This is a genomic window from Kushneria marisflavi (assembly GCF_002157205.1).
In the GTDB taxonomy this organism is placed as follows: domain Bacteria; phylum Pseudomonadota; class Gammaproteobacteria; order Pseudomonadales; family Halomonadaceae; genus Kushneria; species Kushneria marisflavi.
The window spans coordinates 2,392,947-2,409,114 of sequence record NZ_CP021358.1; the positions used below are offsets into that span (position 1 = coordinate 2,392,947).

Annotated in this window: 13 protein-coding genes and 1 tRNA gene; 10 read left to right on the forward strand and 4 right to left on the reverse strand. The window is 58.5% G+C overall.

The window, feature by feature from the left end:
• Positions 1-49: 49 nt before the first annotated feature.
• Positions 50-1,174, reverse strand: a complete 1,125-nt coding sequence (locus B9H00_RS10845) for a glycerol dehydrogenase (protein ID WP_086900679.1) — start codon at positions 1,172-1,174, stop codon at positions 50-52.
• A 176-nt stretch (positions 1,175-1,350) separates the two neighbouring features.
• Between B9H00_RS10845 and B9H00_RS10850 the strand changes: the two genes are divergently transcribed.
• Entirely contained in the window at positions 1,351-2,196 is an 846-nt protein-coding gene (locus B9H00_RS10850) for a UDP-2,3-diacylglucosamine diphosphatase (RefSeq protein ID WP_086900680.1), read from the forward strand.
• Positions 2,197-2,272: 76 nt separating this feature from the next.
• On the opposite strand, the gene B9H00_RS16795 is transcribed toward B9H00_RS10850, so the two are convergent.
• A complete protein-coding gene (locus B9H00_RS16795; protein WP_157663215.1) occupies positions 2,273-2,443 on the reverse strand; it encodes a hypothetical protein in 171 nt (56 codons plus the stop codon).
• A 105-nt stretch (positions 2,444-2,548) separates the two neighbouring features.
• On the opposite strand from B9H00_RS16795, the gene fdnG reads away from it, so the two are divergent.
• The 9 genes from fdnG (at position 2,549) to sodC (ending at position 13,705) form a co-directional block, all read left to right on the forward strand.
• Complete coding sequence (gene fdnG / locus B9H00_RS10860) at positions 2,549-5,626, forward strand: formate dehydrogenase-N subunit alpha (RefSeq protein ID WP_147376576.1); 3,078 nt, start codon at positions 2,549-2,551, stop codon at positions 5,624-5,626.
• A gap of 11 nt (positions 5,627-5,637) precedes the next feature.
• A complete protein-coding gene (gene fdxH / locus B9H00_RS10865) occupies positions 5,638-6,585 on the forward strand; it encodes a formate dehydrogenase subunit beta (RefSeq protein WP_086900683.1) in 948 nt (315 codons plus the stop codon).
• On the forward strand, positions 6,582-7,298 hold the full coding sequence (locus tag B9H00_RS10870) for a formate dehydrogenase subunit gamma (RefSeq protein ID WP_086900684.1): 717 nt from the start codon (positions 6,582-6,584) through the stop codon (positions 7,296-7,298). The genes fdxH and B9H00_RS10870 overlap by 4 nt, the downstream gene beginning before the upstream one ends.
• Positions 7,276-8,217 carry a formate dehydrogenase accessory protein FdhE gene (gene fdhE / locus B9H00_RS10875; RefSeq protein WP_086900685.1) on the forward strand — a complete coding sequence of 314 codons (942 nt, stop codon included), beginning with the start codon at positions 7,276-7,278 and terminating at the stop codon, positions 8,215-8,217. Before B9H00_RS10870 ends, fdhE begins: the two co-directional genes overlap by 23 nt.
• Positions 8,218-8,493: 276 nt before the next feature.
• Positions 8,494-9,912, forward strand: a complete 1,419-nt coding sequence (gene selA, locus B9H00_RS10880) for an L-seryl-tRNA(Sec) selenium transferase (protein WP_086900686.1) — start codon at positions 8,494-8,496, stop codon at positions 9,910-9,912.
• Positions 9,909-11,840, forward strand: coding sequence for a selenocysteine-specific translation elongation factor (gene selB, locus B9H00_RS10885; RefSeq protein ID WP_086900687.1), 1,932 nt, complete (start codon positions 9,909-9,911; stop codon positions 11,838-11,840). The genes selA and selB overlap by 4 nt, the downstream gene beginning before the upstream one ends.
• A gap of 61 nt (positions 11,841-11,901) precedes the next feature.
• A tRNA-Sec gene (locus tag B9H00_RS16800) sits at positions 11,902-11,997 on the forward strand.
• A gap of 247 nt (positions 11,998-12,244) precedes the next feature.
• A complete protein-coding gene (gene metF / locus B9H00_RS10890; protein ID WP_086900688.1) occupies positions 12,245-13,102 on the forward strand; it encodes a methylenetetrahydrofolate reductase [NAD(P)H] in 858 nt (285 codons plus the stop codon).
• Positions 13,103-13,177: 75 nt separating this feature from the next.
• Positions 13,178-13,705, forward strand: a complete 528-nt coding sequence (gene sodC, locus B9H00_RS10895) for a superoxide dismutase family protein (RefSeq protein WP_086900689.1) — start codon at positions 13,178-13,180, stop codon at positions 13,703-13,705.
• 93 nt (positions 13,706-13,798) lie between these two features.
• Here the strand turns inward: sodC and B9H00_RS10900 are convergent, their stop codons facing one another.
• Together B9H00_RS10900 and prlC are read right to left on the reverse strand one after the other, a co-directional pair.
• Positions 13,799-14,050: a YheV family putative zinc ribbon protein gene (locus B9H00_RS10900; RefSeq protein WP_086900690.1), complete on the reverse strand. Its 252-nt coding sequence runs from the start codon at positions 14,048-14,050 to the stop codon at positions 13,799-13,801.
• A gap of 48 nt (positions 14,051-14,098) precedes the next feature.
• Positions 14,099-16,141: an oligopeptidase A gene (gene prlC, locus B9H00_RS10905; protein ID WP_086901833.1), complete on the reverse strand. Its 2,043-nt coding sequence runs from the start codon at positions 16,139-16,141 to the stop codon at positions 14,099-14,101.
• Positions 16,142-16,168: the final 27 nt, after the last annotated feature.

Below are 16,168 nucleotides of genomic sequence, written 5' to 3' on the forward strand. Positions count from 1 at the left end.
CCACCATGAAAAAGGGCCGCGGCGCGGCCCTTGTCTAAAAGAGCGGAGGTTATTCCCAGCCGAGCTTTTCCATGTAGGCGCGCGCATGAACGTCGACCGCCTTGATGGCGTAAACGACCTGATCGGGTGTAAGGGGATAGGCCAGGTTGTGAATCGACTCACCTTCCTTGAGCGCGGCTTCTGCAACGCGATACAGGTCTTCGTCGCTGACATCCTTGAGTTTGAGCGCCTCCAGCGTCACCGGCAGCCCCAGAGCCAGATAGAGATCCAGGTACTCTTCCAGTTCGGCCTGAGGCGTCTGGTCCAGAATCAGCTGGGCGACGGTGCCGTAGGCGACCTTCTCGCCGTGTGTGAGTTCATGTATTTCACCATGGAGGGCAGTGAAGCCGTTGTGGATGGCATGGGCGCCAGCCAGTCCACCGCTTTCAAAGCCGAGCCCACTCAGAAGCGTATTGGCCTCGACCACCGCTTCAAAGGCGGGCGTCACGATTTTGGCCTGGTTGGCCTGATAGGCCAGCAGGGCGTGATCGAAAAGAACCTCTTCGCATTTTTCGCCGATGGTCTGACCCAGAATCGTGGCCTGACCGCCGGCCATATTGGTGGCGCTGGCGCGAATGGCCGCGCGTGCCTCGACCCAGGTGGCCAGCGCATCAGCGATGCCGGAGGCCAGAAAGCGTGGGGGCGCATTGACGATGATGGCGGTATCGACCAGCACCAGATCGGGGTTCTTGTTGTAAAAACGGTAGGATTCGAACTCGCCTTCATCGCTGTAGATGACGGAGAGCGCGCTGGTCGGGGCGTCCGTTGAAGCCGTAGTGGGCAATACGGCGCAGGCTGCCTGCATTCTGTCCGCGACGCCCTTGGCAGTATCCAGCGTCTTGCCCCCGCCAAAACCGATGATCACATCAGCCCTGAAGGCCTCGCCCTGCTTGATCAGTCGATCGATCTCGGCGGTGGAAGATTCGCCCTCAAAGATGGCGCGCTCGAAGCGGATATCACTGTCCTTGAGACTATCACTCAATGCCTGGCCTGCCATTTTCCATACAAAGTCGTCAGCGATAATCAGCGCCTGCTGACCCAGCTGCGAGACGTAGTGGCCGGCGCGCGTCAGTGTATTGGCGCCCTGAACATAACGGCCGGGGCTGATAAAGACCTTTTCGGCGGGAGCGGACATCAGGGTTCTCCTTTGATAGTGATGACAGGATGGCTGCCACATGAGTGTAGCTGCCTTCGTGCCCCGCTATGGGCGCCGATTCGACGGATGTCGATGTTATGTCGATAATTGTCTGTCATTGAAGGTGTTTAACGTGACGCAGGTCATGCGTTATCGAGACTGTCCTGGAGGATCCGATGGCCCGAAGGCCCAATGCCCGCACCCTGTTTGTGTCCGATCTTCATCTGGGAACGCCGGATGCTCAGGCGCAGCTGTTGCTGAGCCTGATGCAGCAGGTGCGCCCCGAGCGGCTTTATCTGGTGGGCGACGTCTTTGATCTGATCGCCATGAAGCGTCGGGCCATCTCGGTACTGGACAGCCATCAGCAGCGTCTGGTTCGCCATATCCTGCGGCTGGCCCGAACCGGTTGCGAGGTGATCTATATTCCGGGCAATCACGACGCCGCCTTTCGTACCTTCTGTGGCGAAACCTTTCGCAGTATCGAGGTTCGCCGTGACGCCATTCATGTCACGAAGGACGGTCGGCGACTGCTGGTCAGCCACGGGGACGAATTTGATGGTCACTTCAAGGCGCCACAGTGGAAGCTGGTCGTCGGAGAGATGGCGCTGCATACCATGCGACGCACCAATCGCTGGACCGTGCAGGCGCGTCGCCGTCTGGGACGCCCGTACTGGTCGTTGTCGGCAGCGCTCAAGCGTCGCTCGAGCAATGTCAAAAATTTTGCGGGTGCCTTTCGTCAATCGGCGCTAGCGCGTGTGCGGCGTGAGGGCGTGGATGGCTACATTGGCGGCCATATTCACATCCCGTTTTTTGGCGAGTGTGAGGGCTTCGTATACTGTAACGATGGTGACTGGGTCGAAAACTGTACGGCACTGGTTGAGGAGTTTGATGGACGATTGCGGCTGGTCGACTGGCAAAACAAGACGCTGGTAGATGATCCTCGACCCCCTTCCGGCCATCGCGAGAAAACCGAAACAGAGGACTGGCTGGCGGATGAAGAGACTGGATCCGCTTCCGATTAAAATAAAATTAAAGTCGTGCCCTTCCTCAAGGTCATGAATTTCATGGGGTTTTGAAAGTTATAAAAAAATATGACGTTTACTTTTGAAACCCGATGATGACAAAACGTACAATCTCTTTGAAAATCGGCGTATGCGGCATTTTGTCTTCATGACGCTGACCGCACGACCATTTCCCTATCCCTTCTTTTTGTACTGCCTGATAAAAATTATCCCAGCCATGGGAAGTATTAATAATCGGTGAGGTCATGCCGATAAACAGTGACTGGTCACATTGGCTGAAAGCCGATGTTCAAGCATGACGCCTGCCTGCCCTGAAGGCTGTTGATCCGGCAGGCGATGAGGAGATTGACCCATGACGGTTAATGTAACCCGAAGACAGTTCTTCAAGCTGGGGGCAGCCGGCGTTGCTTCTTCCAGCATGGCGATGATGGGGTTTGCCCCGGAGTCGGCTGAAGCGTCCGTACGTCAGTTCAAGCTGACGCACGCCAAGGAAACCCGTAACAACTGTACTTATTGCTCGGTAGGTTGCGGCATCCTGATTTACAGCCAGGGCGATGGCTCAAAAAATGTTCGCCAGGAAGTCTTTCACATCGAGGGCGACCCGGATCATCCCGTCTCTCGCGGCTCCCTGTGTCCCAAGGGTTCCGGGCTTCTGGATTTCGTGCGCAGTGAAGGTCGTCTTGAATATCCTCAGGTGCGGGCGCCAGGCTCAAGTGAGTGGAAGCGTGTCAGCTGGGATGAGGCGCTCGACAAGATCGCACGTCACATCAAAAACGATCGCGACGCCAATTTCGTCGAGCGTGATGACAATGGCGGTACGGTCAATCATTGGACCACGACCGGCTTTCTGGCCGCTTCGGGATCTTCCAATGAGGCTGGATACATCACCCACAAGGTGGTGCGTAATCTTGGCATGGTAGCGTTCGACAACCAGGCGCGCGTCTGACACGGACCGACGGTGGCAGGTCTTGCCCCAACATTCGGTCGCGGTGCGATGACCAATCACTGGGTCGACATCCGCAATGCCAATCTGATTCTTTCAATGGGCGGCAACTCTGCCGAGGCTCACCCCGTGGGTTTCCGCTGGGTCACCGAAGCCATTGAGCACAACAAGGCCAAGCTGATCTGTATTGATCCGCGGTACACCCGTACCTGCGCGGTCGCTGACTACAAGGCCTTTATTCGTACCGGAACCGACATTACGTTTCTGGGCGGTCTGATCCATTACCTGATCACGACCAATCAGATTCAGCAGGAATACGTCCTCAATTACACCGATGCCTCGCTTCTGGTGCGTGAAGACTTTGGTTTCGAAGACGGACTCTTTACCGGCTACAACCCTGACAAGAAGGCCTACGACGACAAGTCTTCCTGGATGTATGAGCTGGGCGATGACGGCATGGCCGTACGCGATATGTCGCTTCAGCATCCCAGGTGCGTCTATCAGTTGATGCGCGAGCACTACAGCCGCTATGACGTCGATACGGTGTCGAGCATCTGTGGCATGCCCAAAGAGCACATCGAACATATCTGGTCGGAAATCGGCAAGATGGCCGTGCCCCACCAGACCATGACGATTCTCTATGCGCTGGGCTGGACGCAGCACTCGATCGGGTCTCAGATCATCCGTACGGCCGCCATGGTCCAGCTGCTGCTGGGTAACATGGGGATGCCGGGTGGCGGCGTGAACGCACTGCGTGGTCACTCCAACATTCAGGGCCTGACCGACCTGGGTCTGCTCTCGCAGCTTTTGCCGGGCTACATGACGCTGGCCAACGCCGCCGAGCAGGACTATCCCGCATATATCAAAAAGCGCGCCAAGCAGCCGATTCTGGAAGGTGAGGTCTCGTACTGGAAAAACTACGAGAAATTCCATGTCAGCCTGATGAAATCCTGGTTCGGCGATGCCGCAACCCAGGAGAACAACTGGTGCTTTGACTGGTTGCCCAAGCTTTCAAGACCGCTTTATGACGTGCTTGATACCTTTGATCGCATGTACAAGGGCGAGATCAACGGGTACTTCTGTCAGGGCTTCAACCCGCTGGCGTCGTTCCCCAATCGCCAGAAGGTCACGGAAGGGCTGTCAAAGCTCAAGTATCTGGTCGTCATGGACCCGCTGAATACCGAGACCAGCGAGTTCTGGAAGAACTACGGCGAATACAATGATGTGGATTCTTCACAGATCCAGACCGAAGTCATTCGTCTGCCCACGACCTGCTTTGCCGAGGATGACGGCTCGATCGTCAACAGTGCCCGCTGGCTTCAGTGGCATTGGGCTGCAGCGCCTGGGCCGGGTGAGGCGCGTCCGGATACACGCATCATGGGTGAGCTTTTCATCCGGATTCGTGATCTCTACCGCCAGGAGGGTGGTGCCTTCCCCGATCCGATTCTGAATCTGGACTGGGACTACGACATCCCCGAAGCGCCTTCCTCGGAAGAGCTGGCACAGGAGTACAACGGACGTGCTCTGGTTGATCTGACCGATGACAACGGCAATGTGACCCGTCGGGCCGGTGAGCTGCTGTCAGGCTTCTCTGAAATGACGGCTGATGGTCGTACGGCCTCTGGTTGCTGGATATTTTCCGGTGCCTGGACCCAGGACGGCAATCAGATGGCACGGCGTGACAACTCTGATCCATATGGGACAGGTAACACGCTGGGCTGGGCATGGGCGTGGCCGGCCAACCGGCGCGTACTGTACAACCGTGCCAGTGCCGATACTCAGGGCAGACCCTGGGGCAGGGAAAAGGCGTTCGTATGGTGGAGCAGTGAGCAGGGCCGCTGGATCGGGGCTGATGTGCCTGACTTCCCGTTGACGTCGGCACCGTCGAAAGGGGTGGGTCCGTTTATCATGCAGCCGTCCGGTGGCGGTAGCTTCTTCGGGGGGCAGAGCATGGTGGATGGCCCGTTCCCTGAACATTACGAACCTTATGAATCGCCGATCGACAACAACCCGCTGCATCCGAACAATCCGCTGGCGAGAAACAATCCTGCGGGGCGTATTTTCGACAAGGATCGTGCGGAGCTGGGGACACGACAGGAGTTTCCGCATGCGGCAACCACCTATCGTCTGACCGAGCATTTCCACTACTGGACCAAGCACGCCCGCCTCAATGCGATCGTGCAGCCGGAGCAGTTTGTGGAGATCGGTCATCAGCTGGCCGAAGAAATTGGTGTGGTGGCTGGTGACTGGGTTCGGGTGTCTTCCAACCGTGGCTTTATCAAGGCGGTCGCGGTGGTTACCAAGCGCCTGCAGCCGCTGCGTATCGGAGATCGCGACGTGCATCATGTGGGTATTCCGATTCACTGGGGGTTCACCGGCGTTGCGAAAAAGGGCTATCTGGCCAATGCATTGACGCCTTTCGTAGGTGATGCCAATACCCAGACACCGGAATACAAGTCATTCATCGTCAAGGTCGAGAAGGCATAGGGGGAGGGCATATGATCAACTCACAAAATATCGTTGCCCGTTCCGCGACGACACTGCCGGCACCGCATGCGCGCGATAACGTGGTGGAAGTGGCCAAGCTGATCGATGTTACCAAGTGCATCGGTTGCAAGGCCTGCCAGGTCGCCTGCATGGAGTGGAATGACCTGCGTGATGACGTTGGCGAGTGCCATGGGGTGTATGACAACCCCATGGACCTCACCGCCGAATCATGGACGGTGATGCGCTTTAGCGAAGTGGAAACGGAGGTCGTGGGCGGTGATGACGTCAGCGCTGAAAAGCAGCTGTCCTGGCTGATCCGAAAGGATGGCTGCATGCACTGCGCCGATCCGGGCTGCCTCAAGGCCTGTCCGGCGCCTGGCGCCATCGTGCAGTACGCCAACGGCATCGTGGACTTCGATTCCAACAACTGCATTGGCTGCGGCTACTGTATTACGGGCTGTCCGTTCAATATTCCGCGCATTTCGGAAAAGGACAGCAAGTCCTACAAGTGCACCCTGTGCTCTGACCGTGTCAACGTTGGACTCGAGCCGGCCTGCGTCAAGGCCTGCCCGACCAACTGTATCGAGTTTGGCAGCAAGAAGGACATGCTGGCGCGCGCCGACAAGCGCGTGAATGACCTGAAAGAGCGTGGCTATGAAAATGCCGGAATCTACGATCCGGCAGGGGTAGGCGGCACGCATGTCATGTACGTGCTGCACCACCACGATGAGCCAGGTCTCTATCACGGTCTGGCAAAAGACCCGCGAATTTCGCCGGTCGTCGGTGCCTGGAAAGGCATTACCAAACCGATCATGTCCGCCATTCTGGGCATCACGGCGTTTGCCGGTTTCTTCCACTACATCACCAAGGGCCCGAAGGAAGAGCCTACGGATGAGGAAGTCTTCGGTGAAGGCGATGACCATCATCGTGATTCACGTGAAGAGGAGCATCGGTCATGAACTTCAGAAAACAAAAGACCATGCTGCGTTACGGCCCGGGTACCCGGGCCAATCACTGGGCCATGGCCGGCGCCTTCATTTTGCTGACGCTGTCGGGGCTTGCCTTCTTTCATCCACCCTTTTTCTTTTTTACCCATACGCTGGGCGGGCCGGTCTGGTCGCGGATCCTGCATCCCTTCATCGGCGTGGTTCTGTTTGTGCTGTTCGTCATCATCGCGGTGCGACAGCTCAAATATAATCTGCTGATGAAAAACGATGTGCAGTGGATGCGTCAGATGGGTGATGTGCTTAACAACCGGGATGAGAAACTGCCGCCTATCGGCAAGTACAACCCGGGCCAGAAGATGGTGTACTGGGCGCTGATTCTCTGCATTCCAGTGCTTCTGATCACGGGTGTGATCATGTGGCGTCCTTGGTTTGCCGGGTTTTTTCCCATCCCGCTGATTCGTGTTGCAAGCCTTGTGCATGCACTGGCTGCTTTCATTGCGATTGCGACCATCATCGTGCACGTGTACGCAGCCATCTGGGTCAAGGGGTCGATCAAGGCCATGACCCGCGGTCGCGTGACGCATGCCTGGGCCAAACATCATCATCCGCTGTGGTATGAAGATGAAATGAAAAAGCCCTCGCAGCGTGCGGGAGACGAGAACGCTTCCGAGCGTGACACGACATCCCATCACGGAGCTCGCCATGACGGCCGAACATCAGGCTGAACATGATTACGGTGCTGCCCCCGGCGGGGTCGTTGAACCCCCCGTCGTGGTGCTGCCTGAACGACGTCTTTTCAGCCATCGGGCGCGTCGCCTGCGCGATCTTTCCAGACGCATGCGTTCAATGGCCGATTTCCTCGGCTTTGCCGCGCGTCTGGCGCAGGCCCAGCATCAGGTACTGCAAAAGCGCACCAGCACCTTTGCGCCGGACAACGAGGCCTTTGATCTGGCGCTGGAGCACGGCATGCCGCCATTGTCGGTGCAGTCGTTACAAAACGATCTGGACTGGCAGGAAGATATGGATGCCCTTTGTGATGCTCTGGAGCTCAACGTTGGGCCGACGCAGCAGCAGTTGATTCATCAGTTGCGTCAGCTTGATCCCGAGGCGCGCCGCAAAATCGCTGCTGAAGTGCTCAATGCCGGTAGCGGAACGGAAGAGATTCGTGCCTTCATGCCGCTGGTGGCCGCGGCCCTGCAGGTAGCCTGGCTTCGCCAGTGCTCTGTGCTGCCCCGACCGCCGAAGCGGGCAGAAGGGACGGCTCAGACGGTCTGTCCCTGCTGTGGTTCGCTCCCAGTGGCCAGCCTCATTCAGGTCGGTCGCGAACGCTCCCGTGTGCGCTACATGCAGTGTTCAATCTGCGCTGCCGAGTGGTACATGGAGCGCGCCCGCTGCACGACCTGCTTTGAAACCGGCAAGCTGGATTACATCGGGCTTGAAGGTGAGGACGGCAAGCGGCCGTTACCGGTCAGGGCGGAGACCTGCGGGGCTTGTCAAAGCTATGTGAAGATTGTCCATCGTGATCTTGAGGTGGACGCCGACGCATTGTCCGATGATCTGGCAAGTCTGGGGCTGGATATCATGATTGCCAATGAACGTGATATTGGCCGAAGCAGTTATAACCCCTGGTTAATAGCGGGCTGATTCTGGTGTCCTGTTTTACCAACGCGCTCAAGATGAGCGCGTTTTTTATTTGGTTATATCAAAACGATCTCTGCAGAAAATGTATCCTGCTTGTTTCAGCACTTTTTTAATGGATGATGACCGGCTTGAATGGTCGTGTACCGTATGGTCCGATTTTGATTCAATAGCTGACAGCGTGTCTGCCGGATGCTGGATGGATGGCAGCATGTGTATGACAGTATGGAAAGCGTGTCGTGGATGAACGCCCCTGCCCTGACCTCATGAAAGGAGCCCTCGATGGATGACCCGCGTCGTTATCTGCCGGCAGTGGATGTGCTGCTGTCTCATCAGGCGATGGAGCGCTCGCAGATTAGTCATCGTCTTAAACGACGTGCTGTCCGCGAGCTGCTGGCCTGTGAGCGCCGCCGGCTGGGCCAGGAGGACGCTGCACCGCTTGCCACGGATCAGCTGGTCGATCGCGCCATTGATATGGCCAGGTCGCTGGCTGCGTCGAATGCGCCCAGCGTTTTCAATCTGACCGGCACCGTCATTCATACCAATCTGGGCCGGGCGCCCTTGGCAGAGCCTGCCATTGAGGCCATGACACGGGCTGCCAGGTATTCGCTGGCGCTGGAGTACGATATCGATAGCGGGCATCGCGGAGATCGTGACCAGGTCGTCGAATCGCTGCTGTGCGAGCTGACCGGCGCCGAGGCCGCAACCGTGGTTAACAATAATGCCGCCGCTGTGGTACTGACGCTGTCGGCACTGGGCGCCGGCCGTGAAGCTGTGATTTCACGCGGCGAGCTGATCGAGATCGGTGGCTCCTTTCGCCTGCCCGATATCATGCATACCTCCGGCTGTTATCTGCGCGAAGTGGGGACTACCAATCGTACGCATGCGCGCGATTTCGAGCAGGCCATGAATGATGCCACCGGCATGATCTTCAAGGCCCATACCTCCAACTATGCCGTGGAAGGGTTCACGGCGGTCGTCGAGGAAAGTGAGCTGGCACGGATTGCGCATGCCCAGGAGGTGCCCTTTATTGTGGATCTGGGCAGTGGTGCCCTCACTAACATGGCGGCTCTGGGGCTGCCGGATGAAGCCCGCCCACGCCAGAGCATCGAGGCTGGTGCCGATGTGGTGACCTTCAGCGGCGATAAGCTGCTTGGCGGCCCTCAGTGCGGCTTGATCGTTGGCAGTCGTGACTATATCGATCGTATCCGTCGTCATCCGCTCAAGCGTGCCCTGCGTGTCGACAAGCTGATCATGAGTGCGCTGGAGGCAACGCTTAGACTTTATCGAGACAGCGACGAGATTGCGCGCGATATCCCGACACTGGCGCTGCTGACACGTGCTCAGGAGGATATTGCGGCTACGGCCGAGCGGCTGTTGCCGGTGTTGAGCGAACATCTGCCGGACATGGAGGTCAGTATTGCGCCATGTAAAAGCCAGCTGGGCAGCGGAGCGCTACCGGTGGATCGTCTGCCCAGTCAGGCGCTCGTGGTGGCTCCCACAACGCAGGAACGCCGTGCCGGTGAGCGTACTCTGCGCATGATTGAAACCGCTTTCAGACAGCTGCCAAGGCCTGTCATTGGACGGCTGCATGATGGCGCGTTCTGGCTTGATCTACGCTGTCTACAGGGTGAGGCCGAAGAGCACGCCTTTGCAGAACAGCTTGGCCATCTCTCGCTTAATCGGGATACCGGATCATGATTGTAGGTACGGCAGGCCATGTGGATCATGGCAAGACAGCGCTGATTCATTCGTTGACCGGCATCAGTACTGACCGGCTGAGCGAAGAGCAGGCCCGTGGTCTGACCATCGAGGCCGGCTATGCCTATCCGGAGTTGTCCGATGACTTCGAACTCGGGTTCATTGATGTGCCCGGGCATGAAAGGTTTATCCACAATATGCTCTCGGGTGTGGCAGGGATCGATACCATGCTGCTGGTCGTGGCGGCAGACGATGGGGTCATGCCACAGACCCGGGAACATCTTCAGATCCTGCGTCTGCTGGGCATCGACCGGGGGGTGGTGGCGCTGACCAAATGTGATCTGGTCGAGCCACAACGGCTTCTGGAAGTGCGTGCGGAGATCGAGGCGCTGCTGGCCGGTTCACCGCTGGAAGCCTCGACAATCTTTGAGGTTTCCAGTCGTACCGGCGAAGGCATTACGGCCCTCAAGGACGAACTCTGGCAGCGCGCCCGGGCCATCGACAGCGAAGTGGCTCAGGGCAATTTTCGCATGGCAGTGGATCGCGCCTTTACCAAGACCGGCTCCGGGCTTGTGGTCACGGGTACGGTTGTGGCCGGCGAGATTTCGGTTGGCGATAATGTCCGGCTTTTTCCATCCGATCGGGATGCCCGGGTCAGAGGGCTGCGACGTCAGGGACGAGTGGCGGAACATGCGCGTCAGGGCGACAGGCTGGCCCTGAATCTGGCAGGGTCGGGCATTGATCGTGAAATCGTTCAGCGCGGTGACTGGGTGGTGGCTCAAGCGCTGCCTACACCCTCGCTGACACGTGTGGATATTGCGCTGGAGCTTCTGGAAGATGCGCCTCCCCTGAACCACTGGTCGGGCGTGCACCTGCATCTGGGGGCATCGCACGTGACCGGTCGCATCTCTTTGCTGGAGGGTCAGCAGTTGCTGCCCGGTGAGCGCATGCTGGCACAGATGATTCTGGAGTCGCCGCTGCATGCCTGTCTCGGCGATCGCGTTATCGTTCGTGACCATGGGGCGCGTCATACCATTGGCGGTGCCATTGTCCTTGATGGTGCGACGCCGCGTCGTGGCCAGCGTTCTCCGGCGCGACTTCAGTGGCTGGAGAGCTGTCGCCAGGCAGTAACGGGCAGTGCTGATGGCATTTCTCTGGCTGAGCCACTCAAGGTGGCACTGACGCTGCGACCCGACGGGCCGGACGTTTATGGTCTGGCCCGAAACTTCAATCGTACGCCGGCCTCGCTGGGGCGGGAGTTTGAAGCGCTGGGCGCGCGGGTCATCAGCGCCGGTCAGGAGATGCGCGCCTTCTCGCCCGAGTCACTCGAGTCGCTTCGTGTGCGCATTCTTGAGGTGGTCACCGAAAATCATGAGCGCGAGCCGGCCATGCTGGGGACCGAACGTGAGCGACTGCGTCGTCAGGTCATGCCCGGCCTGCCCAGCGCACTGTTTCGACAGATTCTTCAGCCGCTGATGACCGCCGGGATGTTGAAACAGCATGGCCCTTTCCTGTCGTTGCCTGAGCATCAGGCAGCACTGTCAGAGGATGAAGAGGCACTCTGGCAGCAGATCGAGCCGCATCTGGCTGCCGCGCCCTTTGATCCGCCCCGAGTGAGGGATGTGGTCGGTCTGGAAAACATCGATGAAGCGAAGGTGCGTCAGGTGCTGACCTCTGCTGCCCGTCTGGGGCGTGTATACCATGTGCGCCGCGATCATTTTTTTCTCTCCCACTCCGTATTTGATATGGCCAGCATGATTCAGCAGCTCGAGGCGGAGCAGGGCGCGGCACGCGTGGCCAGCTTTCGCGATCGCCTGGGGATCGGGCGCAAGCTGGCCGTCATGATCCTGGAGTTCTTTGACCGAATCGGCTATACACGTCGGGTACGCGATGACCATGTCGTAAGACAGGCCGACATGTGGCATTAATTAAGCTATCATGCAGGTTTGGTGACACATCTGCATGACACCATGTATATCATGCGGTTGCGGAAAGGCTTCGTTCCCCGGTGGGGCGCTCGGGCTTCAAACCCGAGAGGGGCTGCCAGCAGTCCCTGGTGGGTTCGACTCCCACGCTTTTCCGCCATTTTTCTGCCATGCCCTCTGTCGGTAACTCTGTCTCCTTCTGTTGTCTTCCAGACTTCTCACACGCTTGATCATGAATTCTGCTTGATCAGACCCCCCGAATCTTTCATTTGGCCTAGTTCTTCAGTGTCGTCACAATACACGGCATTAATCGATGGTCGACCGCTGCCGCAAAAAGGCAGCCTGACAGACAGCTTGATGCTGCCGGCCGGTCAACCGCGTGACTTGTCAAAAGGACCTTTAGACCCATGAGTGATTCCCGTGCTCCCGAGCTCAGCTTCGAGTTCTTTCCGCCGCGTACCGAGGCAGGTCGAGATCGGCTGCCCGAGGTCTATACCAAACTGGCTGAACTCGATCCCCGTTTTTTTTCGGTCACCTTTGGCGCCGGTGGCACGACGCGTGATTTCACCTTTGACGCTGTCAAAAACATTTCGCGCGATACCGGCATTTGTACGGCGCCGCATCTGTCCTGCGTGGCCAGCGACAAGGCCGATCTGCGCCGGCTTTTGACCCAATATCGTGAGCACGGGATCAAGCGCATCGTGGCCCTACGGGGCGATATGCCATCGGGCATGCTGGGGCTGGGAGAGTTTCGCTATGCGCGTGACCTTGTCGATTTCATCCGCGAAGAGACCGGAGATCATTTCGACCTGACCGTGGCAGCCTATCCGGAGTGTCATCCGCAGGCACAGAACTTCGAACGCGATATCGATCATTTTGTCGACAAGGTGCGTGCCGGCGCCGACATGGCCATCACACAGTATTTCTTTAATCCGGACGCCTACCATCACTTCGTGGATCGGGTTCGGGCGCGTGGGGTAGATGTTCCGATCCTGCCGGGCATCATGCCGATCACCAATTACACCAAGCTGGCCCGTTTCTCGGAAATGTGTGGTGCGGAAATTCCGCGCTGGGTACGTCGACAGCTCGAGTCCTACGGCGATGACAGTGACAGCATTCAGGCGTTCGGGCACGAAGTCGTGACGCGTCTTTGTCAGCAGCTGCTGGATCAGGGGGCGCCGGGTCTGCATTTCTATACACTCAATCAGGCCGAGGCCTGCACGCGTATCGTGTCGGACCTGTCGCTTGAGAAAGCAGGCCGCTGATTGGTTGCATCGACCTGAGCCAGCTAGTCTTGAGAGTACGCCAATCATGATTGGGCTGACTCAAGAGGACTTCCAATGAAAAGACTGTTTCTGGCATCTGCACTGTTGGCACTGACGCCGCTGGCCATGGCTGACACGACGGTAGAGCTGCACAAGGCAACGGACAAGGGGCCGGGAGAATCCGTGGGCAGCGTCACGTTCAAGGATACCGACTACGGCCTTCTGGCGACGCCTGATATTTCAGGGCTGCCGGGCCAGGGTATGCATGGTTTTCATCTGCATACCAACCCCAGCTGCGATCCTTCCACGACGGATGGCAAGGTGACACCGGCGGGTGCTGCCGGCGGGCATTTTGATCCGAAGGGCACGGACACGCATGCCGGGCCTTACGTTGAGGATAGCCACCTGGGTGACATGCCGCTGCTGGTGGCGGACAACGATGGCAACATTACAACGCCGGTGCTGGCGCCCCGCCTGAAGGAAAGTGATCTTGGCGGTCATGCGATCGTTATCCACGAAGGTGGTGACAACTACAGCGATACGCCCAAACTGGGCGGTGGCGGTGCCCGCTGGGCCTGTGGCGTGGTTGAAGGCGCCAACTGATTCAGAGCATTATTGATGGAAAAGGCCCTGCCGGTTAGCCGGCAGGGCCTTTTTGATGGTGTTGCGGTGAGGCAAGCGCTAGTGTCGCTGGAGCTAGCGCTTGCCCGGGTCGATGATTTTAACCGGCTGAAAATCGTCGCTTTCCGACGCTGGCCGGGATTTGGATACGCGAGTATCAAGCGGGTCGGGCGATTCATCGGTCATGGGCAGCTGCTCGAAAAAGTCGCAGCTGACACACTCTCGATAGCGCGTGCCGTTGCTTTCCCAGCTACGGATACGATCCATGGCGCTGCAGCGCGGACAGATGGCGCCGGCAATAAAGCGTTTGGGTGTGGATTGGTTCATCAAAACTCCTGACCGGCAGGCAAGGGCCTGCCGGTCGTGATGCAGAAATCAGGCCGCCTGGTGGATGCCGCTGTGGCGCAGCAGCGGTTCGATGCTTGGCTCGCGTCCACGAAACTCCTGAAACAGAACCGCAGCGTCACGAGCGCCGCCCTGCTCCAGAATGCTGGTGCGAAAGCGCATGCCGGTGGTCTGATCAAAGACGCCAGCGTCTTCAAAGGCCGACCAGGCATCCGCCGAGAGGACTTCGGCCCACTTGTAGCTGTAGTAGCCGGCCGCATAACCTCCGGCGAAGATATGGCTGAAGCCGTGCTGGAAGCGGTTGAATTCAACCCTGGGCACCACGGAAACCTGATGACGGACGTCATCCAGCAGAGACTGAATATCTCCGGCGCCGGGTGACTGATGCTCACGGTGTAGACGCAGATCAAACAGCGAGAACTCGAGCTGGCGCACCATGGTCATGGCAGACTGGAAGTTGCGAGCTGCCTGAAGGCGTTCCAGCAGGTCGTCCGGCAGCGGGGCTCCGGTATCCACGTGTGCGGCGATCAGATCGAGCCCTTCGCGTACCCAGCAGTAGTTCTCCATGAACTGGCTGGGCAGCTCGACGGCGTCCCATGCCACGCCATTGATGCCGGAAATGTCCGCCACCCTTTGACGAGTCAGCATGTGGTGCAATCCGTGGCCGAATTCGTGGAACAGGGTCAGGACTTCATCGTGGGTCAGAAGCGCCGGGCGGTCACCGACCGGACGAGTAAAGTTGCAGGTCAGGTAGGCGACCGGCAACTGAATGTCACCATCCTCGCGCTCGCGCCGAACCCGGCACTCATCCATCCATGCGCCGCCGCGCTTGCCTTCGCGGGCGTAAAGGTCGAGATAGAACCCGGCGATGACGCTGTCATTTTCAAGAATGTCGAAATAGCGCACATCGCTGTGCCAGCGCGGTGCCTGGGTATTTTCCTGGAAGCTGACGTTGAAGAGCTTGCCGATGACCCGGAATAGACCGTCGACGGCACCAGGGGCAGGAAAGTAGGGGCGAAGCTCTTCCTGTGAAATGGCATAGCGTGCTTCTCGCAGCTTTTCACTGGCATAGCCGGTATCCCAGGGGGCAAGCGTTTCAATGCCCAGTTCCTCACGAGCGAAATCGCTGAGGCTTTTGAATTCTTCAGTGGCCTGGGGGACGGCACGGCCGGCCAGATCCTGCAGGAAGTCGAGCACCTGATCGGGGCTTTCCGCCATCTTGGTTGTCATCGAATAGTCGGCGTAGGTCTCAAAACCGGCCAATGCTGCCAGTTCCTGCCGGAGCGTCACGATCTCGGCCATGACGTCGGAATTGTCGAACTCGCCGGCATTGGGGCCCTGATCGGAAGCCCGTGTCACGAAGGCGGTATAGACTTCTTCGCGCAGGGCTCGGTCATCGGCGTGGCTCATGATCGGGAAGAAGCTCGGGAAGTCGAGCGTGACGCGATAGCCCTCGACGCCCTTGGCTTCGGCGTTGGCGGCCAGTGTCTCCAGCGCGCTCTGCGGCAGACCGCCAAGGCGTTCACGTGGGACGTCCAGATGCCAGGCCTGCGTGGCGTCCAGCACATTGTTGGAAAAGGTGTTGGACAGCGTCGAGAGCCTGGCCTGGATGTCGCCAAATCGTGCCTTTTTTTCGGGCGGCAGGTCGACCCCGGCCAGACGGAAATCGCGCAGGGTGTTATCAATCGATTTGCGCTGCCCCTGGTCCAGCTTTTGGTACTCGTCGCTGTCGGCCAGAGTCTGGAAAGCCTTGAAAAGACCTTCGTGCTGGCCCAGCCAGGTGCCGTAGGCTGAAAGCTTCGGCAGACAGGCCTGATAGGCTTCCCGCAGGGCCTGTGAGTTCATGGTGGCATTGAGATGCGAGACCGGTGACCAGGCCTGAGAGAGCTGGTCGTTGATGGCTTCAAGCGGTGCCGCCAGACCCTGCCATGTGTAGTCACCTGCCTCGACCAGCCTGTCGATGGCCTCCCGATTGCGCGCGAGCAGCTCGTCCACGGCCGGCTCGATGATGTCGGGCGTAATGGCCTCGAAAGGGGGAAGCACGTGGGATTCGAGCAGGGGATTGGTAGACATGAAGCGACCTCGCGGTTGGCGAAAGAT

Coding starts and splice junctions, on each gene's coding strand:
- B9H00_RS10845 (WP_086900679.1), bottom strand. CDS start 1,174: ATGTCCGCTCCCGCCGAAAAGGTCTTTATCAGCCCCGGCCGTTATGTT.
- B9H00_RS10850 (WP_086900680.1), top strand. CDS start 1,351: ATGGCCCGAAGGCCCAATGCCCGCACCCTGTTTGTGTCCGATCTTCAT.
- B9H00_RS16795 (WP_157663215.1), bottom strand. CDS start 2,443: ATGACCTCACCGATTATTAATACTTCCCATGGCTGGGATAATTTTTAT.
- fdxH (WP_086900683.1), top strand. CDS start 5,638: ATGATCAACTCACAAAATATCGTTGCCCGTTCCGCGACGACACTGCCG.
- B9H00_RS10870 (WP_086900684.1), top strand. CDS start 6,582: ATGAACTTCAGAAAACAAAAGACCATGCTGCGTTACGGCCCGGGTACC.
- fdhE (WP_086900685.1), top strand. CDS start 7,276: ATGACGGCCGAACATCAGGCTGAACATGATTACGGTGCTGCCCCCGGC.
- selA (WP_086900686.1), top strand. CDS start 8,494: ATGGATGACCCGCGTCGTTATCTGCCGGCAGTGGATGTGCTGCTGTCT.
- selB (WP_086900687.1), top strand. CDS start 9,909: ATGATTGTAGGTACGGCAGGCCATGTGGATCATGGCAAGACAGCGCTG.
- metF (WP_086900688.1), top strand. CDS start 12,245: ATGAGTGATTCCCGTGCTCCCGAGCTCAGCTTCGAGTTCTTTCCGCCG.
- sodC (WP_086900689.1), top strand. CDS start 13,178: ATGAAAAGACTGTTTCTGGCATCTGCACTGTTGGCACTGACGCCGCTG.
- B9H00_RS10900 (WP_086900690.1), bottom strand. CDS start 14,050: ATGAACCAATCCACACCCAAACGCTTTATTGCCGGCGCCATCTGTCCG.
- prlC (WP_086901833.1), bottom strand. CDS start 16,141: ATGTCTACCAATCCCCTGCTCGAATCCCACGTGCTTCCCCCTTTCGAG.